This is a genomic window from Campylobacter lari, assembly GCF_900638335.1.
GTDB classification, from domain to species: domain Bacteria; phylum Campylobacterota; class Campylobacteria; order Campylobacterales; family Campylobacteraceae; genus Campylobacter_D; species Campylobacter_D lari_E.
Genome location: NZ_LR134508.1, coordinates 806,107 through 828,155, shown reverse-complemented (window position 1 = coordinate 828,155; position 22,049 = coordinate 806,107). Strand labels below are relative to the sequence as shown.

Below are 22,049 nucleotides of genomic sequence, written 5' to 3'. Positions count from 1 at the left end.
AAAAATGAAAATCACCATCATAGGTGCAGGAAATGTTGGTGTAAGTACTGCTTATGCTTTGATTTTAAGAGAGTTAGTTGATGAACTTGTTTTAATAGATATTAATAAAGATTTGCTTTTTGCTAGAGAATTAGAATTAAGTCAGAGTATAGCTGCTTTTAATTTTGATATTAAAATAACTTGTACAGATGATTATGCACATTCAAAAGATTCTCAAGTGGTTATTTTTAGTGCGGGAGTAGCTAGAAAAGAAGGTCAAAGTAGAGATGAGCTTTTTGCTATTAATTCTAAAATTATGCTTGAGTGTGCAAAAAATATTAAAAAATTTAACAACGATCCTTTGTTTATCATAGTAAGTAACCCTGTGGATTTTTTACTTAATGCTCTTTATGAAAGTAAATTATTTTCATCAAAAAAAATCATTGCCATGGCAGGTGTTTTAGATAATGCTAGATTTAAATATGAAGTGGGTAAAAAACTAAATATAAAAACTTCTTATATAGATACTAAGCTTATAGGTTTTCACAATGATAGCATGGTTTTAGTAAAATCTCAAAGTAAAATGCAAAATAAGGCATTAAATGAGGTTTTAAATGAATATGATCTTGCTCAAATTGAACAAGAAGTTAAAACCGGTGGTGCTAAAGTTATAAAATACTTAAAAACTTCAGCATATTTAGCCCCTGCAAGTGCTTGTGTAAGAATGATAGAAGCTTTAAAAAGTGGAGAATTTTTACCAATATGTGTGATTTTAGATGGAGAATATAATATAAAAGAAAAAGCTTTTGGTGTTATGGCAAGGATTAGTCTTGATGGGGTACTTGAAATTTTGGAGTTAAAATTAGACAATCAAGAACAAATTGCATTAGAAAATTCTCTCATTCAGTATAATTACAAATAATTTTTAGGAGTTTTTTACTCCTAATGTTACTTTGCGTTATAAATACTTATTTGTTTTGCTTTATATTTTAAATAATATTTACTCATATTATAAATTCGCTATAATAAAAAGTTTGTTTTAAAGATAACTTTTAATAAAAAATCATTGAAAATAACAAAAATTAGAAAGGAATTTTAATGGTAGCCCCAGAAAATACACCGGTTTGGGTTGATGAAACAAGATGTAAAGCTTGTAATATCTGTGTTAGTTATTGTCCAGCTGGAGTTTTGGCAATGAGAGATGAAATCAGCGCAGTTTTAGGACAGATGATAGAAGTGGTTCATCCTGATTCTTGTATAGGCTGTAGTGAATGTGAAAGTCATTGTCCTGATTTTGCAATTTTTGTTGCTAAAAGAGATGAATTTAAATTTGCAAAACTTACACCAGAAGCTAAAGAAAGAGCACAAGCTATTAAAGAAAATAAATATAAAAAATTAAACGCATAGGAAAAATAATGAGAGAAGTGATATCAACAGGTAATGTTTTAGTAGCAAAAGCTGCGATTGATTGTGGCTGTAAATTTTTTGGTGGTTATCCAATTACTCCAAGTTCTGAAATAGCACATGAACTAAGCCATATGCTACCAAAAAATGATGGTACTTTTATACAAATGGAAGATGAAATTTCAGGTATTAGTGTGGCTTTGGGTGCTTCTATGAGTGGAGTAAAATCCATGACAGCAAGTAGTGGGCCCGGAATTTCTTTAAAAGCTGAGCAAATTGGTTTGGGTTTTATAGCTGAAATTCCACTAGTAATTGTAAATGTTATGAGAGGTGGTCCATCAACTGGTCTTCCAACAAGAGTTGCACAAGGAGATTTATTTCAAGCAAAAGCTCCAACACACGGAGATTATGCAAGTATAGCTTTAGCTCCTGCTTCACTAGAAGAAGCTTACACTGAAACCATTAGAGCCTTTAATTTAGCTGAAAAATACATGACCCCAGTATTTTTACTTTTAGATGAAACCATAGGACATATGAACGGTAAGGCAAAATTACCTGATTTAGAAGAATTAGAAATTATTAACCGTAAAAAATTCACAGGCGACAAAAAAGATTATAAACCTTATGCGGCAGGGGAAAATGAAGCTGCTACGCTAAATCCTTTCTTTGAAGGTTATCGTTATCATATCACAGGACTTCATCATGGAGATATAGGTTTTCCAACTGAAGATGGAGCGATAGTAGATAAAAATATGAAAAGATTGTTTGGTAAGATTAAAAATAATACAGATGAAATTTGTACTTATGAAGAGTTTATGTGTGATGATGCGCAGTTTTTAATCATTGCTTATGGTAGTGTTGCAAGATCTGCTAAAGAAGCTATCTTAAGACTTAGAGAAGAGGGTTTAAAAGTAGGGCTTTTTAGACCAATCACACTTTATCCAGTAGCTGAGAAAAAAATAGCTCAAGTAGTATCTAAATTTGAAAAAGTTATGGTAAGTGAGCTTAATATGGGGCAATATTTAGAAGAAATTCAAAGAGTAAGCAAAAGAGATGATTTTATTAGCTTACACCGTGCAAATGGTCGCCCTATAACCCCAAGTGAAATTATTGCTAAAGTAAAGGAGAATATGTAAAATGGCTTTTAATTACGATGAATATTTAAGAGTGGATAAACTTCCAACACAATGGTGCTGGGGTTGTGGGGATGGAGTTGTTTTAAAAGCTATTATTAGGGCTATTCAAAAACTTGGCTGGAATATGGATGATGTTTGCTTAGTTTCAGGTATAGGTTGTAGTGGTAGAATGAGTTCTTATGTAAATTGTAATACAGTACATACTACCCATGGTAGAGCTATTGCTTATGCAACAGGGATTAAACTGGCAAACCCTAAAAAACACGTAATTGTAGTAAGCGGGGATGGTGATACTTTAGCAATTGGTGGAAATCATACCATCCATGGATGTAGAAGAAATATAGATTTAACTCATATTTTAATTAATAATTTTATTTATGGTCTTACAAACTCACAGACTTCACCAACTACCCCACAAGGTTTTTATACTGTTACTGCTCAAGCAGGTAATATAGATCCAAATTTTGACGCTTGTGAACTTACTAAAGCTGCTGGGGCTTCTTTTGTAGCAAGAACAAATGTTATTGAGGCAAATAAGCTTGAAAATATCATTTTTAAAGCTTTATCACACAAAGGTTATAGTTTTGTAGATGTATTTTCAAACTGTCATATTAATCTTGGTAGAAAAAATAAAATGGGCGAAGCTGTAAGCATGCTTGATTGGATTAAAAATCGTTGTGTAGATAAGTCTAAATTTGAACAATTAGACTATGAGCAAAAAGCAGATAAATTTCCTACAGGAATTTTACACCAAGATGAAAGCAAGGCAGAATATTGTGAAGCTTATGAAGAAGTTAGAAGAGCCTTGAAAGAAAAAAGAATGGTTGATTTAGGAGCATTAAAATGAAATATCAATTAAGATTTTGCGGTGAAGGTGGACAAGGGGTTATCACTGCAGGTGAAATTTTAGCTAAAGCTGCCATTAAAGAAGGGCGCAATGCTTTTAAAGCTTCTACTTATACTTCTCAAGTTAGAGGTGGACCAACTAAGGTTGATATTATCATTGATGAAAGTGAAATCTTTTTTCCTTATGCAGTAGAAGGTGAAGTTAGTTTTATGCTTTCAACTGCTGATAAGGGGTATCATAGTTTCAAAGATGGTGTTTGTGATGGCGGTGTTATAGTTGTAGAGCCAAATTTAGTTCACCCAAGCAAAGAAGATTATGCTAGATGGAAAATTTTTGAAATTCCTATTATTACTATAGCTAAAGAAGAAGTAGGGAATGTAGCTACTCAATCAGTCGTTGCTCTAGCTATAGCTGCTTATATGAGCAAATGTATTGATATTGATGCATTAAAACAAACTATGCTTGATATGGTACCTGCAAAAACTAAAGAAGCAAATGCAAAAGCTTTTGATTTAGGTATAGAATACGCTAAAAAAGCACAAGTAGTTTCTTGATTTTTCAAGAAACTCTCCTTATAAAATAATATTTATTAAATTATCGTTATAATATTTTCCATTTTAAGCAAAAAGGTAAAATAATGAAAGAGCTAAATGGCTCGCAAATGATTTGTGAAGCATTAAAAGAAGAAAATGTTAAAGTAGTTTTTGGTTATCCTGGTGGTGCGGCTTTAAATATTTATGATGAAATTTATAAGCAAACTCATTTTAAACATATCTTAGTTAGACACGAGCAAGCAGCCTTGCATAGTGCTGATGCTTATGCTAGAATGAGTGGTGAGGTTGGTGTGGCAGTAGTTACAAGTGGACCTGGTTTTACTAATACAGTTACAGGTTTAGCTACTGCTTATAGTGACTCTATACCTTTGGTTTTAATTTCAGCTCAAGTTGCAAATTCTTTAATAGGAACTGATGCCTTTCAAGAAATCGATGCTATAGGTATTTCAAGGCCTTGTGTAAAGCATAATTATTTAGTAAAAAATATCAAAGAATTACCTAAAATTTTAAAAGAAGCTTTTTATATTGCTACAACAGGTAGAAAAGGGCCTGTGCATATTGATATACCTAAAGATGTTACTGCAGCTATAGGTAAATGGCATTATCCTAAAGAAATTTCTATGAAAACTTATAAGCCAACTTATAAAGGAAATATCAAGCAAATTAAAAAATTAGTAAGTTTGATTAAAAATGCTCAAAAACCTTTATTTTACCTAGGTGGAGGTTGTATAGCTTCTAATGCTAGTGATGAATTAAGAGAATTAATTCATTTTTGTCAAATTCCTGCAGTTGAAACCTTGATGGCTTTAGGAACTTTAAGAAGTGATGATGAGCTTAATTTAAAAATGGCAGGTATGCATGGGAGTTATTGTGCAAATATTGCTTTAAGTGAGTGTGATTTACTCATTGCTGTGGGTGCTAGGTTTGATGATAGGATTACCGGTAAAACAAGTGAGTTTGCCAAGGGTGCAAAAATCGTTCATATTGATATAGATCCAAGCTCTATTTCTAAAATCATCGAAGCACATTTTCCTATAGTTGGGGATATTAAAAGTGTTATTTTAGATACCTTAGAAGAATTAAAAAAAGAAAGTTTTGATAATACAAAATACCAAGAATGGTTTAAAACTTTACAAAGATATCAACAGTTATATCCTTTAATCTATGAAGATAGTGATGAAGTTTTAAAACCTCAATGGGTTATAGAAGAATGTGCTAGATTAGCTCCTGATGCAAGAATAATTACCGATGTAGGGCAGCATCAAATGTGGGTAGCGCAATTTTATCCTTTTAATTATGCAAGACAACTTGCAACAAGCGGTGGACAAGGAACTATGGGTTATTCTTTACCAGCTGCGCTTGGAGCTAAATTAGCTGTGGGTAAAGAAGTGGTGGTAAATTTCGTAGGCGATGGTTCTTTTTTAATGAATATACAAGAGCTAATGACAGCAAGTGCTTATGGAATTAAAGTGATTAATATCATTTTAAATAATTCTTTTTTAGGCATGGTAAGACAATGGCAAAGTATGTTTTATAAAGAAAGATTTTCTAATACAGATTTAACAAGTCAACCTGATTTTATTACTATTGCTAAAGGTTTTCATTGCGAGGGTTGTAATGTCTTTAACAAAGAAGAATTTCAAAAAGCTTTCAAAGCAGCCTTAGAATCTAAAAAAACTTACATTTTAAATGTGGCTATAGATCGTTATGAAGATGTATTACCTATGGTGCCTGCAGGTGGAGCTATTTATAACATGATTTTACCTAGCTATAAAAACAAGGATAAAAAATGAAAAGAAGAGTAATTTCTGTCATTGTATTAAATGAGCATGGGGTATTATCACGCGTTGTTGGGCTTTTTTCGGGGCGTGGTTATAATATAGAATCTCTTACTGTTGCACCACTTGATGATAAAGAATTCTCAAGGATAAATATCGTTACTTTAGGCGATGAAAAAGTTTTCGAGCAAATCATAAAACAACTTCATAAACTCATACCTACTTATAAGGTAATTGATTCTAGTGATTTTATAGAAAAAGAAACAGCTTTAGTAAAGATTGCTTTAAATGAAAATTTTGCAGGCTTAGATGCTATATTAAAAGCTTATAATGGCAGTGTAACTTATAGTGATGATGAGTTTATCATAGTAATGGCAAGTGATGATGCAAAAAATATCGATAACTTTTTAAAAACTATGAAAAAGTATAATCCTATTAGTGTAGTTAGAAGTGGTTCTATTTTAATGGAGGTAAAATGAAAATTAGTGAAATTGCTAAATTTTTGGGTATAGAATATTGTGGAGAAGATATAGAAATTACAGCTTTAAATTCTTTGAATAACGCAAGCTTTACCGAACTTAGTTATTGTGATGGAGAAAAAAACTCTAAAAAAATAGCAAGCAGTGGAGCTGGGGCTATATTGATCTCAAAAGAATTTGAAAATTTAGTTTCAAAAGATTGCATTAAGCTAGTCGTTGATAACCCACATTTATCTTTTGCGCTTTTAAGTAAGCTTTTTGCAAAACCTTTAATCTCTAGTGAAAAGAAAAATTCTAAAATCGCCAAAAGTGCCAAGATTATGCCAAATGTTTATATAGGCGAAAATGTTCAAATAGCTGATCATGTAGTGATAATGGCAGGTGCTTATATAGGTGATAATGTAAGTATAGGTGAATATACTATAATTCATCCAAATGTTGTGATTTATAATGACACTAAAATAGGTAAAAAATGTCATTTGCTAGCAAATTGTGTTATAGGTAGTGATGGCTTTGGTTATGCGCATACAAAAAATGGCGAGCATTATAAGATTTATCATAATGGCAATGTTATTTTAGAAGATTTTGTAGAAGTTGGAGCTTGTACGACTATTGATAGAGCGGTTTTTGAAAGTACTATCATAAAGCAAGGCACAAAGATTGATAATCTTGTTCAAGTAGGGCATAATTGCGAAGTAGGGGAAAATTGTCTTATAGTAGCTCAAAGTGGAATTTCAGGTTCGAGTATTTTGGGTAAAAATGTTACTATGGGTGGACAAAGCGCTACAAGTGGACATTTAGAAATAGGAGATTTTGCTACCATAGCCGCAAGAGGTGGAGTTACTAAAAATTTAGAAGGTGCTAGGGTTTATGGTGGTTTTCCTATTATGCTTCAAAAAGATTGGTTGAAATTTCAAGCAAAAATTATCACAGCTTTTAGGGATAAACATGAGTAAAAAAATATTTAAAACTATAGAATTACATGGTAGTAAAAGTGGAGAAATAAGCCTTTGTAATCTTTCTAATCCTTATGGTATAGGAAGTAATGATGTGTTAAGTATAGGTGTGGCATTAAAAAAGGAAAATGGGATAGATTGGAAAGTTCATATTCCTTATGAAAATTTAAAAGATCTTATTCTAGCACTTCAAGAAATAGAAAAAAGCAAAGCCTAGTTTAAAAACTAGGCGTATTTAAATCTCGTTTTCTCCCTGCACTTATAATTAAAACAAAATTAAGCACAATCAAAACATACACAAAAGTTGGTATAGGAAAAGCATCACCATTTGCATAAGAATGAAGCCCAGAGAGATAAAAATTTACTCCAAAATAAGTCATTAATATGCTATAAAAGGCTAAAACACTAGCACTTGTAAAAACAAAAATAAAATAAGTTTTAAAAATAAATCTTAAGTGTAATACCATAGTATAAACTACAATAGAAATCAAAGCCCAAGTTTCTTTTGGATCCCAACCCCAATACCTTCCCCAGCTTTCATTGGCCCAAACTCCGCCTAAAAAATTTCCTATTGTAAGCGTTGCAAGTCCTATTATCATAGACATTTCATTAACGCAGTGTAGTTTGATGATATTTGAATCTATATTTTTATTTTTACCCCTTAAAGCAAAAAGAATTAAACTTAAAATACCTATAATAAAACATAGTGCTAAAAATCCATAGCTTGCCGTTATAATAGACACGTGAATATTAAGCCAATAAGATTTTAAGACAGGTACTAAATTTCCAATTTGAGGATCCATGAATCCAAGATGAGCTACAAAAAGTGAAATACCTGCTAAAAAGCTCGCGCCACATAGAGCTAAAAGAGATTTTCTAAAAAATATCACAGCACTTATCGCGCAAGCAAAAGCTATATAAATCATACTTTCATAAGCATTACTCCAAGGAGCGTGTCCACCTACATACCAACGAATGATTAAAGCTAGTGCATGTATGATTACACATATGCTTAAAATGATGTAAAAAAATCTATATACAAAGGCAGATAAAGAAATATTTTTTAATATAGTATAAAAACTTAAGAAGAAAAATACTAATGCAAAGCTAATATAAACAAAAGTTAGATTATCAAAGATATTATAATGATTAAGCAATATTTCAAGATCTAATCTTTCTTTTGGCGGTAAAACATTGCTTCCATAATGATTTTGAAAGTCTTTTAAAGATTGTAAAATTTCATTTGCATCTTGCCATTGATTATTTTCAATACCATTGCGAACTTGTAAAAAATAGCTAACTAAAAGCATTTGCAAACGTTCTACATCTTCTTTTGCAAAAGGTAAAATTTGTACCGGTGAGTACCATTTTAAACTTTGCTCATTAATATCAGGAAAAATAGTTAAAGCTTGACCACTATAAATATAATATGCATGATTTATTTTTTCATCTAAAGCTAGCAAATCTTTATCAAAGCTAGTTCTTAGCGAGGGCTTTTTGCGGTTAGCTTCCTCTACATAATTACTAAGCTTATATACCCCATTATCAAACACATCATCAAATGCTATGTATTTTTCATTTATATCTGTGCCTATTAATTCTCTTAGCTTGCTTGTTTTTGTAGCTATCATTTTGATTTTTCTAAATTCTTTAGGATAAATCATCATTGCTAGAAAAATTTGATCATAGTGAAGATTTAAAAATTTTTCTTTTTGAGTGATTTTATAAACAAATTCCATTGCCAAAGTATCTAAAGGTTTGATTCTACCATTATGATCTTGCGCAAGTAATCTTGCAAAATTTAAAGAATGCTCATAGGAATTCTTTTGCAAATTCGAGATTAAATTTAAAATTTCATTTTTATTTTCTTGTGCAAAAAGTGGAGTTTGTAAATTTGCAAAAAGCAAAATAAACAATACAAAACTTTGACCTTTTTTTAAATAAATGCTTAAACGATGAAATCTTGAGTTTTTGTCAAATAAAACCCATAAAAATCCTAAAATCAATAATGTATAACCTATATAAGTAGGGATTTTACCAGGATCTTTATTGACTGAAAGTATAGTGCCTTGCTCATCTTGATCATAAGAACTTTGAAAAAATCTATACCCGCCATAATCAAGAACATTATTCATAAAAATATCATAATCTAATTTAATATTATTTTGCTCATCTATGATTTGAATTTTTGAAGTATAAGAAGATGGACTCATAGAACCTAAATAGCGTTCTAGTATAAAATCTTCTAAAAGTAATGCAAAAGGAAGCTTAATTTCTCTTGGCCCCCAGTTGATACCAAAATTTTTACCTTGTATATTAAATTGCATTATTTCTTTGCCGGTGAAATTTGGATTTAAAACTATATGTTTATTTGTATTTTTATAATGGATATTTAATTCTAAGCTAGCAGGAGTAATAGAGTCTTTTTGTGGGGTATAGCCAGTAGAGCTTATAGTTAGTTTTTGGTCGCTTAAATCAATGATTTTTTCAAAATGTTTTTGAGTAAGTGGTGTGAAGCTAATAGGAAATTCTAAACTTGAATTTGTATCAAAATCTATTATTTTTATAAATTCTTCCCTAGTAACTATAGTATTAGAAATTCCTCCTTCTCTAATATGCATACCGCCTTCTAAACCAAAATATCTAGTAAGTCCAGCACCTATTAAAATCACTATAAATGATAAATGTAAGAGTAAAATTGAATATTTTTTCTTTTGAAGAAGTTTATTATATAATATTACTCCGATCAAATTTAAACCTAATAATAAATGTAGCATATCAAACCATGCATTGTTGTAAATCAAAGCTTTAGCAGCACTAATACCAAAATCATTTTCTATGAAAGTTGCTACAGCACAAGCTATAACATATATACTCATTAATAAAAAACTCATTGCAAAAGAAAAAAAATAACGCATCAATATCCTTTTTACTAAATATTATTTTCTTTATAATAATGGATGAGTTTTTGTCCTATTGTTTGCTCATCTAAATCTTGATTTTCCTTTTGATTTAAAAACTCCATTGTAGCGCTAAGTCTTTTAGCGCTAATAAATCCAGGATAGTTGAATAATGTTTGATATTTTTCATTAAGTATTATTATAGTAGGTGTGGCTACTATATTGTAAATATTTGAGAGTTCATTAGTGCTTAAATCACTTTTATGGTTTTTATAAAATGTATGAATTTTTTTATAACTTATATTAATATAATAAGAACTATATTCATCTTTTATAAGTTCTTGTAATTTTTTATTGTTTTTGATTTCTTCTTTTAATTTATCACAGTATAAGCAGTGGTTTGCACTAAAGATAATTAAAATATTTTTATTATTACTTTTTATATTTGTATTATCTTTAAATAAATGAGCTATTTCTTCATAAGATTTTTTGTCTAAATCATTTGCTTTTTGTGAATTTTCTTTTGTATATTGAGTGCCATTTGAGATTAAATTAGAATCAATTTTTTCTTCATTAGAACAAGCTATGAAAAAAATACTTAAAATACTAAACAAGAATATTGTTTTAAACATTATAAAATCCTTAAAAATATTCAGGATAAAAAAGTCCTTATTCGCTATTATAGCGAATAAGGTTATAAGATGGTGTTAAAGAAAGTATAAAGCATTAAAAATAAAAATACCAAACCAGTGATTAACATTGCAAATCCTGCAAGTTTTGCCAACCATTGGTATGTTTTGAAGTTACTTTTATTTTCATATAAACTGCTTAATTTTCCACTTTCTTTTAAGCGTTTATACCATACGCTTCTTTCTTGTTTGATTTCTTCTTCGCTAATACTTCCTGAGAAAATCACCATATCCATAGGGAAGCGATCTGCTCTAAAATGAGTATTAAAGAAGTGAATAGCAAAAATAAACCCTGTTGCAAGTAAAGCTTCATCGGAATGGAGCAGAGTTGCTAAGTTGATTGCCTCACCTGGTAAAAATTTACCAAAGAAAGCAGGAAACCATAAAATAAGCCCTGAAATACCAATAATAAACATACCCCAAAATACTGCCAAATAATCAAATTTTTCCCAATAAGTCCAACGATCAAATTGAGGTCTTGGACCAAAACCAAAGAACCATTTAAAATGATCTTTCATATCTCTAAGATCTTGTAAATTAGGCATTAAAGAATCAGGACCAAAAGTAGCTTTTAATACTTTCATAAAGCTTAGTTTTCCGGTGACAGGATCTCTTGCTACATCACGACGTTTCCAATTTACAATAATAATTTCACCAATATGTGAGAAAAATACTGCAAACATTATAATAGCAGATATATGGTGAATAGTAGCTGCATTAATAATATCACCACCCATTAAATCAATCATAGGTTTAGCCCAAGGTGCATCATAGAATTTTTGTGGTAATCCTGAAAATGCAAGACCCAAAAAGCTAGTTGCCATAAAGAAGTGTTGAATTCTATGGAAAGTACTAAATCTTCTTACTTTGATTTTATCTTCATGTGCTGCTTTTCTTGCTTCTTTCCATTCTTTAGGATATTTTACACGCATAGCTATTAAACGCAAACACCAAAGTATGGTATGAGCTCCAAAAAATACAAATACAGAAATCACCAAAGCTGTCATAAAAATATAAGCTCCGTGTAATCCTGGATAATTTTCTCCATCACTATGATCAGCATGTGCCATCCAATTTGCAAAATTTTCATTAGAATTTGGGTGACATGATTTGCAGGTTTCAACGCGATTGATTGGTGAAAGTGTTGAATTTCTTTCGCTAGATTTTAAAATATTATGCTTGCCATGACAATCAGAACATGTAGCAACGCTTGGAGTTTCACCTGGAGTGCTTAAAACCATGCCTTTACCATGAAAAGTCATATGGAAAGTTTGAGTTTTTTGTTTATGACATTGTGCGCATTTTTGATCTACTAGTTGTTTTTGAGAAAAAATTCCTGAATGCTTTGGTGTTACATGCACTGAGTGACAAGTTGCACAAGATGGCTTTTCTTTTTTCTTTTCTCCATTTTGAGCAGGCAAGAAATTTTCAATTCCATGCGCACTTTTTGCTAAAGCACTGCTTGCTTTTTCATGACATGTGGCACATTTTTGATTAATTAAATTTTTACTCGCAGCAATATCTGCTCTAATACCTTTACCTTTTTGAGCATGACAATCACGGCAAGATGGAGTATCACTAAATTTAAACCTTGAATGGATAGTATCTTTAAATTCTATCACATCTTTAGCTTTTTCCCATTTTACAGTGTTTATTTTTTCCACTTTTCTTCCAGATGTTGCCCATGATTCTATACCATCAAGCATAACAACTGAATTTTTATAGCCAAGCTCTATGGCTACTGCTGCTGCTTGTGAAGCTTCAAATCTAAAACGATTTAAGCCATAAAATACTAAATTTGCATTTTTGTCACTAGGTAGCAAACTTTCCCAATTTTCTACATAAGTTGATATAGAATTAGGTATATATCCATTAGCTTGTCTATCTTGCTCTGAATTTACATCGAAAAAATAAGTATTGTTTTGATCAAGCATATCTTGAGCTTGAGCTAAACTAATTGTTTTAACACCTTCTATTGACCCAATTTCTCCATTAGCTTCAGCAAATAAAAATCCTGATGGTGTAAAAAGAGTAAAAAGAACAATAAAAAGTCTAGTGATTAAATTTTTCAAGACCAACTCCTTATTTACAAGGAAGAATAAAAATTCTTCCTATTTTTATTTACCTAGGATGTTTTGTGCTTCTTGGATATAAATTAAAGCTTCTTCTATGATTTTTTTAGAATAAGCAGGTCCGTGAACACCCCAAGATCCATCTTTTGCTAATCTATCTGCTATAGCTTGAGCTTGATTAGTAAGATTTAAAACTCTTGATTTTTGCTCTACTGAAAGTTTTGTTTTTTCAGCAAATGTCTTATCAATATCTGCGATACCTTTTCTAATTTTTTCATAACCTTCTTTAACAGGATTTTGCCATTCCATTACTTTATCATAAATCATTTCTTGATTTGTAAAATGTAGTTTCTCAGGCAATGTTGATTGAACTGCACTATGACATCCACTGGCTCCTGGTCCCATTAAGTTGATATCACTAAAACTTGTTCTACCACAACTCCACATTAAGTCAAGGAAGAATTTACCTTCATCATCTCTAGCAATAGTCCATCCTCCAACTTTAGGTGATCTTTCTTTGCCTTCTGGTGGATTAAGAGTTTTAGCAGTTTTATCTACTTTAATATTCCAAATATGAGAAGCTCTAACATTATCAAAACCACCTTTATCTGGATTTTGAACAGCACCAAAATTTTCACAACTCATCATATTCGGCATATGGCAAGCTGTACAGTTATCTTTTGCATGAATTCCGCCTTTTTTAAAGAAACTTGCTTGTGTCTCGTGGCAATCTTTACAAGTTTTTTTTAGTTTGGTTTTTGTATATCCACTTTTCCAATCATTAAAAGTAACTTCATGTGGATCATGGCAAGTATTACATCTCATACCTTTATCATAGTGTGCTGAAGAATACATTTGAGCCCCCTCAGTTCCACATGCTGGACAGCTTGATTTAAAATACGCATTGAAAGGTTTTCTAGGATTGATTTTTGCATCAGTTTCGTTATAAGAAAATCTTTGATGACATCTTTCGCAATTTGATGGCATACCAGCACCTCTTGCACCATAAAGGTGAGCTCCAGCTCCGTGACACTCTTCACAAGTAATACCTTTTGAAATAGTATGTTTTTGAAGCTCTTGAGGATTGCCTAAAGCTTTATAAAATTCATCTTTGCTTTTAAAGTCAAATTTGAAAGTATGGCAAGTTTCACAATATGCTGTTGCGGGTTGAAATACAGCTTTTTCTTTGTATGTAGCAGCATAAGAGTTTGTTCCCCAAACTTGTGATCCATTTCCACCAAAATCTTCCATTTTTGTTGGAAATCCCGGAGCAAAAGCAGCTATTTTTTGTGCCATTTCAGGAGTTAAAAACTCACTCCAAAGTCTTGAAAATTGGTTACCACCAGCAGTTAATTTACCAGTTAAGTCACTTAAATTTCCATCTTCAACATGATAAGTTCCACGCACAAGCCATTTATCTATAAAACCATATTTTGTTCTTGGTGTTCCAATGAGAGCATAAACATCATTTGGATAAATTCCATCAGGTAAAATAGTAGCTTGAGAATTATACATAGGTTTTTTTAAGCCATCAGCTCCTCCAACTTCTTCCATTTCATGTGGAAAACGTACGGTTTTTGCGTGGCGAGAACGTTCCCAAGAAGCATACTGAGCAGGGTGGCATTCACCGCATTTTTTTGGACCAACAAATTTATTTGGAAAGTCCAAAAAAGACTCATAAGGTAGACGATAGGTAATAGAAGCTTGTTTTAAACCATGCTCCTTAGCAAACTTAGGTCCATTTTGATTCTCAACCCAGTTTTCCATTCTATCACTATGGGTAAATTTACCCACCAAGCGTCCTTCTTTTTCATATTTGAAAATAGGATGATTTTTGTAAAGATAATCAAAAAAAGCATCTTCTTGACTGACATAACCATCAAGAGTTCTCGGTTCTGAAGATGCAAATGATTGAGTAGCTAAACCAACCCCTAAAGCCAAACACGCATATGTAGCAATTTTAGCCAATTTGTGTTTCATAACTTCCCTTTCCTGTGAAATATTAACAGATAAAAACTCTCTTATTTTCTATCTATTAACTTTTAAAGTATAATTATGAACTTTTTTTTATAAAAAAAAGCTTATGTTATTAATAATTAGTTAATAATATTAATAATTTTTCTTAATTAGCTAAAAAAATATAATAATTATTAAATTCGACTTATAGTTCCAACTACTTTACCAACAATTAAAAAATCTCCATTATGATAATGAACATCAGCATAACTAAGATTAAATGAATGCAAATAAACTCCGCCTTTATTGCTTTTAAAAATTTGTTTGATAAACAAACCATCTCGAGTATTTACTGCAAAAACTCCACCTTCTTTAAAGCTTTTGCTTTTATCTACTAAGCATAAAGAATCATCTTTGATTTCAGGTTCCATGCTATCACCTATACAAGGGATAATATCGCAATCTTTAGAGCCAAAAAAATCACTTAGCTTTTCATCTATAATCACTTCTGAAAAACTTACATTATCATTTAAAGCTCCACCTCCCATAGAAGCATTAACATCATAATATTTTAAAACATTATAGTTTAGATCAAGCGATGGAGTATTGCTCTCAAGAGAATCTTCATAAAAAAATGCATTGATGTTGATGTTTCTTTCATTTAAAAAATGAAGTATTTGTTTATAAGGTATGGAATTTCTAAATTTCATACTATAAAAGGTATCTGGGTTAATATTTAGCATTTTAGCTACGTCAGAATCTTTAGCGTTTTTTATACCTTCTTTTTGGAGTATAAATTTAAGTTTATCGGCAATTTCATTCATTTGCATAAAAATCCTTTTAAATAAAAAGTATTTTAGCAAATTTACTTTTATTTTGCAAGAATTCTTTTAAATTAAAAGATATTTAGCTTCCAAATTCATGGAAGCTAAAAAATTATTTATTAATTAAGCTTTTGATGTATTGATCTACCATGTATAAGCCATTGCCATTATCGCTTATGAGTTTGATTTTATCTACTATACCTCTAAAAAGTGCTTCTTCTTCGTGTTGTTCGCTTACATACCATTGTAAGAAGTTAAAGGTAGAATAATCTTTACTTGAAAGCATAAAATCTACAAGATTATTAATAGAAGCAGTGATACTTTGCTCATGCTCGAAAGTTTTTTCAAATACATCAAGTAATGATTTAAATTCACTATTAGGTTTTTTAACTTCTTTTAATTCTACTTTAGAATCAGTTTCATTTAAATAAGTGATGAGTTTTCTTGCATGATCGCTTTCTTCTCTTGCATGTTCAAACAAAAAAGCCCCAGCACCATCAAAGCTATGCTCATAGCACCATGAACTCATGCTTAAATACAAATTTGCTGCATACATTTCTTTGTTAATTTGCTCATTTAATAAAGCCACTACTTCTCTAGAAAGCATTTTTTCTCCTTGTAAATTATTTTTGTTATATTAATTGGAACTATATTAAAAATACATTAATATGTATATTTATACAAATCACAAATTAATACCAAAAGAAAAAACACTACCTTTTTGTGGGCTAGATTGAATTTTTAAAGAACTTTTGTGTAAAGTGAGTATTTTTTTAACTAAAAACAATCCTAGTCCAAAAGAGTTGTTTTGTGTTGAGTTTGCTTTGTAGAATTTTTTTGTTATAAATTTAAGGTATTTTTCTTCTATGCCTATGCCTTGATCTATGATAGTAAAATTTTGATTTTCTACAATGATCAGCACCTCTTTTTTACTGTATTTTAGGGCATTGTCTATTAGATTAATGATAACTTGCTCTATGAGAAATTTATCCGCTTTGATAAAGCTTATTTGGCCTTGAATTTTCAACCTATCATCTCTAAAACTTTCTAATAAATTTTTACTTAAAGCACATAAGTCGAATTTTTCTAAATTTAAAGAATTAAAATTAAGATTAAAAACAAAATTGAGTTTGTGTGTTAGTTGGTTGATTTTTACGCTTTGTTTGTGAATTTTTTCAAGTAAAAATAATTTCATATTTTCATCATTAGCTTCTTTTAAAGATTGCAAGCTCAAATCTATAACGCTTATAGGGTTTTTAAGTTCATGTGATATAGCGCTGATTACATTACTAAGTTGAGTATTTTTAGTTTGAATTTTTTTAGCTTGTTTTTTGTTTTTTAATTCTTGCTTGATGAGTAATTTTTTAATTTTCAATAAGCGTAAATTTAAATTTTTTAATTCATAAACGAAATTATATTTTAAAATGAAATTAGTATTTGATTTGATACTTTTAACAAACAATAATAATTCTTGAAAATAATTTTTAAAAAAATTAAACACAACAAAATAAAACATAACAAGTACAAGCAAAAAGAAAGAAAAAATAATAATATTTTTAATCCAAAAATTTTGCACCAAAGAGTGTATTTTAGGATATACAATGATGATGTATTGATAGTTTTTATAGGTATAAGCTTTAAAATAAATTTCTTTTTGCTTATAAAAATCATGGGTAAAATTAGACTTAAAATGATTTAGAAAATAAGAATAATCTTTTAATGATGAAAAAATATCATCATCTTGTTTGATGATAAAATCTGCTCTGGTATTTTGAGCAAATTGCTTGATATTATTGGAATTTAGTGTATCTAATAACTGAAATTGTAAAACATCATTAAGTGTTTTTAGTTTTTGTTCATAAGTGTTTTTTACCGTAGTATTGATATAGCTTTCATTGAAAAAATAAAACAATATAAAAAAAGCAATACAAAAAAATCCAAGTATAAAAAGGAAAAAAGTTTTTATTTTTAGCACAATTTATAGCCCACCGAACGCACTGAAATGATATTTTCCTTAATTTGTGGAATTTTTTGTTTTAATCTTAAAATAGCTGTATTGATTGTCTTATCGCTTGTTGTGTCATTTTTCCATACTTGCTCGCTTAAAAATTGACGGCTTAGAAGTTGATTTTTGTGATTAAAAAAACACTTGAGTAATTCCACATCTAGGGTTGATAAATTTTCAAATGTATTTGTTTTATAGGTTAATTTTCTCTCTTCTATATATAAGGTAAAATCTTGATAAGAAATTTGTTCTTTTGGAGTTTTATTTCTTTTAGTTACGGCTTTGATTCTAAATAAAAGCTCATTAAAATCAAAAGGTTTACATATATAATCATCACAGCCTTGCTCAAAACCTTCTAAAATATCTTTTTGTAAAGTCTTTGCACTAAGAAAAATCACAGGCTCCATATAACCTTTTTTTCTTAATTGTTTTATCATCTCTACACTATCACCACTTGGTAAATTTCTATCCATGATGATTAAGTCTATTTCATTGGTATCTAAAAAAGTTTCTAAGTCAAAAAAATCAAAATAACTATAAATTTTTATATTTTCTTGGCTAAGTCTTAGTGTGATTAATTCGTTTAAGTCTTTATCATCTTCTATCAAAATAATATTTAACATATAAAAATTATATCAAAAAATACATGTATCCAAAATGTTTCCAAGTTTTTTTAAATTTTCATTACTTTTTAACTAAGGAGATAAAATGAAAAAACTTTTAGCTTTAAGTGTGGCTTGCTTTGTTGGTTTAGAAGCAGTAGAATTAAAAATAGCAGGTTCATCCACTGTCTACCCTTTTACTTCTTTTGTTGCTGAAGAATATGCTGTTATAAAAAATACAAAAACACCTATAGTTGAAAGTCTTGGTACAGGCGGTGGTTTTAAAGTGTTTTGCGAGGGAATTACTGACATTTCTAATGCTTCAAGAGCAATCAAACCAAGTGAATTTGAAACTTGTAAAAAATCAGGCGTGAGTGATATAGTCGGGATTATGATAGGTTATGATGGTATAGTTTTAGCTCAAAATAAAATCAATACCCCATTAAATATAAGCTTACATGAGTTATTTTTAGCTTTGGCTAAAGAAATTCCACAAGATGGAAAATTAGTCCCAAATCCTTACACAAATTGGCAACAAATCAATAAAAATCTACCAAATAGAAAAATTACAATCTATGGTCCTCCATCAAGTTCAGGAACAAGAGATAGTATAGAAGAGCTTGTTATGGTAGATATTTCTAAAAAAATTCCTGAATATAAAGGTATATATAAAACTATACGCCAAGATGGAGCATTTATACCAAGCGGTGAAAATGATAATTTAATTGTTTCAAAACTTTCTATTGATAAAGAAGCTTTTGGGCTTTTTGGATACGGATTTTTAGCTAGTAATGATGATAAGATTAATGCTGCCTACATTGATGGTGTAAAAGCTAATGAGAAAAATATTTCTGAAGGAAAATATAAACTAGCTCGTTCTTTGTTTATATATATGAATGCTAAGAAAAATCCAGAAGTATTTGAATTTGCAAAAATTTATATGAGTGATGATTTAGCTAAGAGTGGAGCAGAATTAGAAAAAATAGGATTAGTTCCTTTGGATGAAAAAACATTAAAACAAACCCAAAAACATATAGAAGAAAAAGGTTTATTAACTGATGAGCTTGTTAAATCAGGGAAAGTTTTTTGATTTAGGACGAAAAATTGATAAAAGAAAAAATAATAAAATTAACGCTTTTTCTTTGTGCTTTTGTTAGTGTAGTAGTAAGTTTTGCTATTATGCTAACGATTTTAATTGAAGCATTAAATTTTTTTCAAAAAGAAAGCGTATTTATTTTTTTATTCTCAAGCCAGTGGGCAGCAGATGCTGCATTTGTAGGTGCTGATGGAAGTAGCAAGCATGGTGTTTTTGGTGCTTTGAGTTTATTTTGGGGAACTTTTTATATTTCACTAATAGCAATGCTAACAGCCTTACCTTTAGGTGTAATGTGTGCTATTTATCTTGGAGTATTTGCGGGTAAAAAATCTAAAAACTATTTAAAGCCTATTTTAGAAATCATAGCAGGAATTCCTACCGTGGTTTTTGGATTTTTTGCAGCTATAGTTGTAGCTCCATTTATAGTATGGTTTTTCTCTCTCTTTGGCATAGAAGCTAGTTTTCAAAGTGCTTTAGGTGCAGGTTTTATCATGGGTATTATGATAGTCCCTATAGTAGCTTCACTCTCGCAAGATTGCATTGAAGCTGTAAGTTTAAAAAGAATCAATGGAGCTTATGCTTTAGGTATGACTAAAAAAGAAGTCGTTTTTGCAGTGATTTTACCAGAAGCAATGCCAGGTATAGTTGCAGCTTGTCTTTTAGGACTTTCAAGAGCTTTAGGAGAGACGATGATTGTTGTTATGGCTGCTTCATTGCGTCCAAATTTAACAATGAATTTTTTAGAAGATATGACAACAGTGACTGTAAAAATAGTAGAAGCATTAAGTGGTGATCAAGCTTTTGATAGTTCTTTGGCTTTAAGTGCATTTTCTTTAGGGCTTGTGCTTTTTATTATCACATTAATCATTAATATTTTTAGCGTTTATTTGATAAATCGCTTCCATAAAAGGAAAAATTTATGAAAAAACTTTTCAAACAAAGAAAAAAAGCTTCAAAAAATTTCAAAAGATTCTGTAAAATAGGGCTTTATATAAATCTTATTTTTCTTTGTATTTTTTTATCAAGTGTAGGGTATCTTGGAGTAGGAGCTTTTAAGCAAACTTATATTTATGTAGAGTCTGATAGAAATAGCCCTTCATATGAGCTTTTATCGCGCGCTGAACAAAGGAAAATAAGAACTGGTCAAATCAAAGAAAAATCTTGGCTTTTAGCAAATTCTGAAGTTGATCAATATATGAAAAAAAACTACAATAAACTAAGCGATGAGCAAAAAAAATTAGTCGATGAATTAGTTCAAAAACAAGAAATCAAACTAAGTTTTAACACGAATTTTTTCCTTAATGGAGACTCTAAATCACCTGAAAATTCAGGAATCTTTGCTTCTGTGGTTGGAACTTTGCTTGTGATGATAGTATGTATGGCTGTGAGTATCCCAATAGGAGTTGGAGCAGCTATTTATTTAGAAGAATTTGCTCCGCAAAATGTATTTACGCATTTTATAGAAGTGTGTATAAATAATTTAGCTAGTATTCCTAGTATTTTATTTGGACTTTTAGGTCTTGGAGTGTTTATTAATCTTTTTGGCATGCCTCGTTCTAGTGCTTTAGTTGGGGGACTTACTTTAGCTATTATGAGTTTGCCTATTATTATTGTTTCAACTAAAGCTGCCTTAAAAAGTGTGGATATTAATATGAAAAATGCAGCATATGCTTTAGGCATGACTAAAATTCAAATGATAAAAGGCATTATGCTACCTTTGGCAATGCCTATGATTTTAACAGGTTCTATTTTAACTCTAGCAGGGGCTATTGGCGAAACCGCACCTTTGATGATTATAGGTATGATAGCTTTTATACCTGATGTAGCAAACTCAATTTTTGCGCCAACAAGTGTTTTACCTGCTCAAATTTTTTCATGGTCAGCTATGCCAGAGCGTGCATTTTTAGAAAGAACAGCAGCAGGGATTATAGTGCTTTTATCTCTTTTAGTGATTTTAAATTTAGCAGCAATACTTTTAAGAAGATATTTTCAAGGAAAATTAAAATGATAGCAAAAACAACAAATTTAAATTTATTTTATGGTAAAAAACAGGCTTTATTTGATATTAATATCGAAATTCAAAAAAATAAAATAACAGCTTTAATAGGTGCTTCAGGCTGTGGAAAATCCACATTTTTGCGTTGTTTTAATAGGATGAATGATAAAATAGCAAAAATCGATGGTCTTGTTGAGATTGATGGGAAAGATGTTAAAAATCAAGATTTAGTTGTGCTTAGAAAAAAAGTTGGAATGGTATTTCAACAACCTAATGTTTTTGTAAAAAGCATTTATGATAATATTTCTTATGCACCAAAACTCCATGGAATGATCAAAAGCAAAGATGAAGAAGATGCTTTGGTGGAAGAATGTCTTAAAAAAGTGGGTCTTTTTGAGGAGGTAAAAGATAAACTAAAACAAAATGCTTTAGCGCTTTCAGGTGGTCAGCAACAACGCCTTTGTATAGCAAGAGCTTTAGCTATAAAGCCAAAATTATTACTTTTAGATGAACCAACTTCTGCACTTGATCCTATATCTTCAAGTGTTATAGAAGAACTTATTAAAGAATTAAGTCATAATCTTTCTATGGTTATGGTAACGCATAACATGCAACAAGGTAAGCGCGTGGCTGATTATACTGCGTTTTTTCATTTAGGAGAACTTGTAGAATTTGGAGAGAGTAAGGAATTTTTTGAAAATCCTAAAGAAGAAAAAACAAAAGCTTATTTAAATGGAGCTTTTGGGTAATTTTTATCTATTTAGAAATTTTGATGA

21 protein-coding genes are annotated in these 22,049 nt (G+C 30.3%); 13 read left to right on the top strand and 8 right to left on the bottom strand.

The genetic code is table 11. The annotated features are described in order from the left end of the window. Positions 1-4 precede the first annotated feature (4 nt). The 9 genes from EL235_RS04310 to EL235_RS04270 all read left to right on the top strand — a co-directional run bounded on the left by EL235_RS04310 (position 5) and on the right by EL235_RS04270 (position 7,350). Positions 5-901: a malate dehydrogenase gene (locus tag EL235_RS04310; RefSeq protein WP_039626150.1), complete on the top strand. Its 897-nt coding sequence runs from the start codon at positions 5-7 to the stop codon at positions 899-901. Positions 902-1,071: 170 nt separating this feature from the next. Next, positions 1,072-1,386 carry a 4Fe-4S binding protein gene (locus tag EL235_RS04305; protein ID WP_114640339.1) on the top strand — a complete coding sequence of 105 codons (315 nt, stop codon included), beginning with the start codon at positions 1,072-1,074 and terminating at the stop codon, positions 1,384-1,386. 8 nt (positions 1,387-1,394) lie between these two features. Continuing rightward, positions 1,395-2,519, top strand: a complete 1,125-nt coding sequence (locus EL235_RS04300) for a 2-oxoglutarate synthase subunit alpha (RefSeq protein WP_039626148.1) — start codon at positions 1,395-1,397, stop codon at positions 2,517-2,519. 1 nt (position 2,520) lies between these two features. Continuing rightward, positions 2,521-3,366 carry a 2-oxoglutarate ferredoxin oxidoreductase subunit beta gene (locus EL235_RS04295; RefSeq protein ID WP_039626147.1) on the top strand — a complete coding sequence of 282 codons (846 nt, stop codon included), beginning with the start codon at positions 2,521-2,523 and terminating at the stop codon, positions 3,364-3,366. Beyond that, the gene (locus tag EL235_RS04290) at positions 3,363-3,920 is read left to right on the top strand and encodes a 2-oxoglutarate:acceptor oxidoreductase, gamma subunit (protein WP_039626146.1); all 558 of its coding nucleotides are present in this window, start codon (positions 3,363-3,365) and stop codon (positions 3,918-3,920) included. The genes EL235_RS04295 and EL235_RS04290 overlap by 4 nt, the downstream gene beginning before the upstream one ends. Before the next feature lie 83 nt (positions 3,921-4,003). Next, positions 4,004-5,713, top strand: a complete 1,710-nt coding sequence (locus tag EL235_RS04285) for an acetolactate synthase large subunit (RefSeq protein WP_126340876.1) — start codon at positions 4,004-4,006, stop codon at positions 5,711-5,713. Continuing rightward, positions 5,710-6,177: an acetolactate synthase small subunit gene (gene ilvN, locus EL235_RS04280; RefSeq protein ID WP_039626144.1), complete on the top strand. Its 468-nt coding sequence runs from the start codon at positions 5,710-5,712 to the stop codon at positions 6,175-6,177. The genes EL235_RS04285 and ilvN overlap by 4 nt, the downstream gene beginning before the upstream one ends. Beyond that, positions 6,174-7,133 carry a UDP-3-O-(3-hydroxymyristoyl)glucosamine N-acyltransferase gene (gene lpxD, locus EL235_RS04275; RefSeq protein WP_039626143.1) on the top strand — a complete coding sequence of 320 codons (960 nt, stop codon included), beginning with the start codon at positions 6,174-6,176 and terminating at the stop codon, positions 7,131-7,133. The genes ilvN and lpxD overlap by 4 nt, the downstream gene beginning before the upstream one ends. After that, the gene (locus EL235_RS04270; RefSeq protein WP_052243278.1) at positions 7,126-7,350 is read left to right on the top strand and encodes a hypothetical protein; all 225 of its coding nucleotides are present in this window, start codon (positions 7,126-7,128) and stop codon (positions 7,348-7,350) included. The genes lpxD and EL235_RS04270 overlap by 8 nt, the downstream gene beginning before the upstream one ends. Position 7,351: 1 nt before the next feature. On the opposite strand, the gene EL235_RS04265 is transcribed toward EL235_RS04270, so the two are convergent. The 8 genes from EL235_RS04265 to EL235_RS04230 form a co-directional block, all read right to left on the bottom strand. Continuing rightward, the gene (locus tag EL235_RS04265; protein ID WP_126340875.1) at positions 7,352-10,051 is read right to left on the bottom strand and encodes a cytochrome c biogenesis protein; all 2,700 of its coding nucleotides are present in this window, start codon (positions 10,049-10,051) and stop codon (positions 7,352-7,354) included. A 14-nt stretch (positions 10,052-10,065) separates the two neighbouring features. Beyond that, on the bottom strand, positions 10,066-10,665 hold the full coding sequence (locus EL235_RS04260; protein WP_039626137.1) for a SoxW family protein: 600 nt from the start codon (positions 10,663-10,665) through the stop codon (positions 10,066-10,068). 62 nt (positions 10,666-10,727) lie between these two features. Then, entirely contained in the window at positions 10,728-12,794 is a 2,067-nt protein-coding gene (locus EL235_RS04255; protein ID WP_126340874.1) for a rhodanese-like domain-containing protein, read from the bottom strand. Positions 12,795-12,839: 45 nt separating this feature from the next. Then, on the bottom strand, positions 12,840-14,774 hold the full coding sequence (locus EL235_RS04250) for a multiheme c-type cytochrome (RefSeq protein ID WP_232017377.1): 1,935 nt from the start codon (positions 14,772-14,774) through the stop codon (positions 12,840-12,842). A gap of 170 nt (positions 14,775-14,944) precedes the next feature. Then, entirely contained in the window at positions 14,945-15,580 is a 636-nt protein-coding gene (locus EL235_RS04245) for a S24 family peptidase (protein WP_039626133.1), read from the bottom strand. A gap of 106 nt (positions 15,581-15,686) precedes the next feature. Next, positions 15,687-16,181: a non-heme ferritin gene (gene ftnA / locus EL235_RS04240; protein WP_126340873.1), complete on the bottom strand. Its 495-nt coding sequence runs from the start codon at positions 16,179-16,181 to the stop codon at positions 15,687-15,689. A gap of 78 nt (positions 16,182-16,259) precedes the next feature. Then, a complete protein-coding gene (locus EL235_RS04235; RefSeq protein ID WP_232017376.1) occupies positions 16,260-17,486 on the bottom strand; it encodes a sensor histidine kinase in 1,227 nt (408 codons plus the stop codon). A gap of 56 nt (positions 17,487-17,542) precedes the next feature. Continuing rightward, the gene (locus tag EL235_RS04230) at positions 17,543-18,202 is read right to left on the bottom strand and encodes a response regulator transcription factor (protein WP_039626130.1); all 660 of its coding nucleotides are present in this window, start codon (positions 18,200-18,202) and stop codon (positions 17,543-17,545) included. A gap of 85 nt (positions 18,203-18,287) precedes the next feature. On the opposite strand from EL235_RS04230, the gene EL235_RS04225 reads away from it, so the two are divergent. From EL235_RS04225 to pstB, 4 genes are read left to right on the top strand one after another with little or no spacing between them, the layout of a single operon-like run. Next, positions 18,288-19,271, top strand: coding sequence for a substrate-binding domain-containing protein (locus EL235_RS04225; RefSeq protein WP_114640333.1), 984 nt, complete (start codon positions 18,288-18,290; stop codon positions 19,269-19,271). Between the two features lie 14 nt (positions 19,272-19,285). After that, positions 19,286-20,200 carry a phosphate ABC transporter permease subunit PstC gene (pstC, locus tag EL235_RS04220; protein ID WP_114640332.1) on the top strand — a complete coding sequence of 305 codons (915 nt, stop codon included), beginning with the start codon at positions 19,286-19,288 and terminating at the stop codon, positions 20,198-20,200. Continuing rightward, complete coding sequence (pstA, locus tag EL235_RS04215; protein WP_114640331.1) at positions 20,197-21,285, top strand: phosphate ABC transporter permease PstA; 1,089 nt, start codon at positions 20,197-20,199, stop codon at positions 21,283-21,285. The genes pstC and pstA overlap by 4 nt, the downstream gene beginning before the upstream one ends. Next, on the top strand, positions 21,282-22,022 hold the full coding sequence (pstB, locus tag EL235_RS04210; RefSeq protein WP_114640330.1) for a phosphate ABC transporter ATP-binding protein PstB: 741 nt from the start codon (positions 21,282-21,284) through the stop codon (positions 22,020-22,022). Before pstA ends, pstB begins: the two co-directional genes overlap by 4 nt. Positions 22,023-22,049 lie beyond the last annotated feature (27 nt).

Excerpts from the sequence above, each read along its gene's own strand:
- EL235_RS04310 (WP_039626150.1), top strand. The coding sequence starts at position 5 with ATGAAAATCACCATCATAGGTGCAGGAAATGTTGGTGTAAGTACTGCT.
- EL235_RS04300 (WP_039626148.1), top strand. The coding sequence starts at position 1,395 with ATGAGAGAAGTGATATCAACAGGTAATGTTTTAGTAGCAAAAGCTGCG.
- EL235_RS04295 (WP_039626147.1), top strand. The coding sequence starts at position 2,521 with ATGGCTTTTAATTACGATGAATATTTAAGAGTGGATAAACTTCCAACA.
- EL235_RS04290 (WP_039626146.1), top strand. The coding sequence starts at position 3,363 with ATGAAATATCAATTAAGATTTTGCGGTGAAGGTGGACAAGGGGTTATC.
- EL235_RS04285 (WP_126340876.1), top strand. The coding sequence starts at position 4,004 with ATGAAAGAGCTAAATGGCTCGCAAATGATTTGTGAAGCATTAAAAGAA.
- ilvN (WP_039626144.1), top strand. The coding sequence starts at position 5,710 with ATGAAAAGAAGAGTAATTTCTGTCATTGTATTAAATGAGCATGGGGTA.
- lpxD (WP_039626143.1), top strand. The coding sequence starts at position 6,174 with ATGAAAATTAGTGAAATTGCTAAATTTTTGGGTATAGAATATTGTGGA.
- EL235_RS04270 (WP_052243278.1), top strand. The coding sequence starts at position 7,126 with ATGAGTAAAAAAATATTTAAAACTATAGAATTACATGGTAGTAAAAGT.
- EL235_RS04265 (WP_126340875.1), bottom strand. The coding sequence starts at position 10,051 with ATGCGTTATTTTTTTTCTTTTGCAATGAGTTTTTTATTAATGAGTATA.
- EL235_RS04260 (WP_039626137.1), bottom strand. The coding sequence starts at position 10,665 with ATGTTTAAAACAATATTCTTGTTTAGTATTTTAAGTATTTTTTTCATA.
- EL235_RS04250 (WP_232017377.1), bottom strand. The coding sequence starts at position 14,774 with ATGAAACACAAATTGGCTAAAATTGCTACATATGCGTGTTTGGCTTTA.
- EL235_RS04245 (WP_039626133.1), bottom strand. The coding sequence starts at position 15,580 with ATGCAAATGAATGAAATTGCCGATAAACTTAAATTTATACTCCAAAAA.
- ftnA (WP_126340873.1), bottom strand. The coding sequence starts at position 16,181 with ATGCTTTCTAGAGAAGTAGTGGCTTTATTAAATGAGCAAATTAACAAA.
- EL235_RS04230 (WP_039626130.1), bottom strand. The coding sequence starts at position 18,202 with ATGTTAAATATTATTTTGATAGAAGATGATAAAGACTTAAACGAATTA.
- EL235_RS04225 (WP_114640333.1), top strand. The coding sequence starts at position 18,288 with ATGAAAAAACTTTTAGCTTTAAGTGTGGCTTGCTTTGTTGGTTTAGAA.
- pstA (WP_114640331.1), top strand. The coding sequence starts at position 20,197 with ATGAAAAAACTTTTCAAACAAAGAAAAAAAGCTTCAAAAAATTTCAAA.
- pstB (WP_114640330.1), top strand. The coding sequence starts at position 21,282 with ATGATAGCAAAAACAACAAATTTAAATTTATTTTATGGTAAAAAACAG.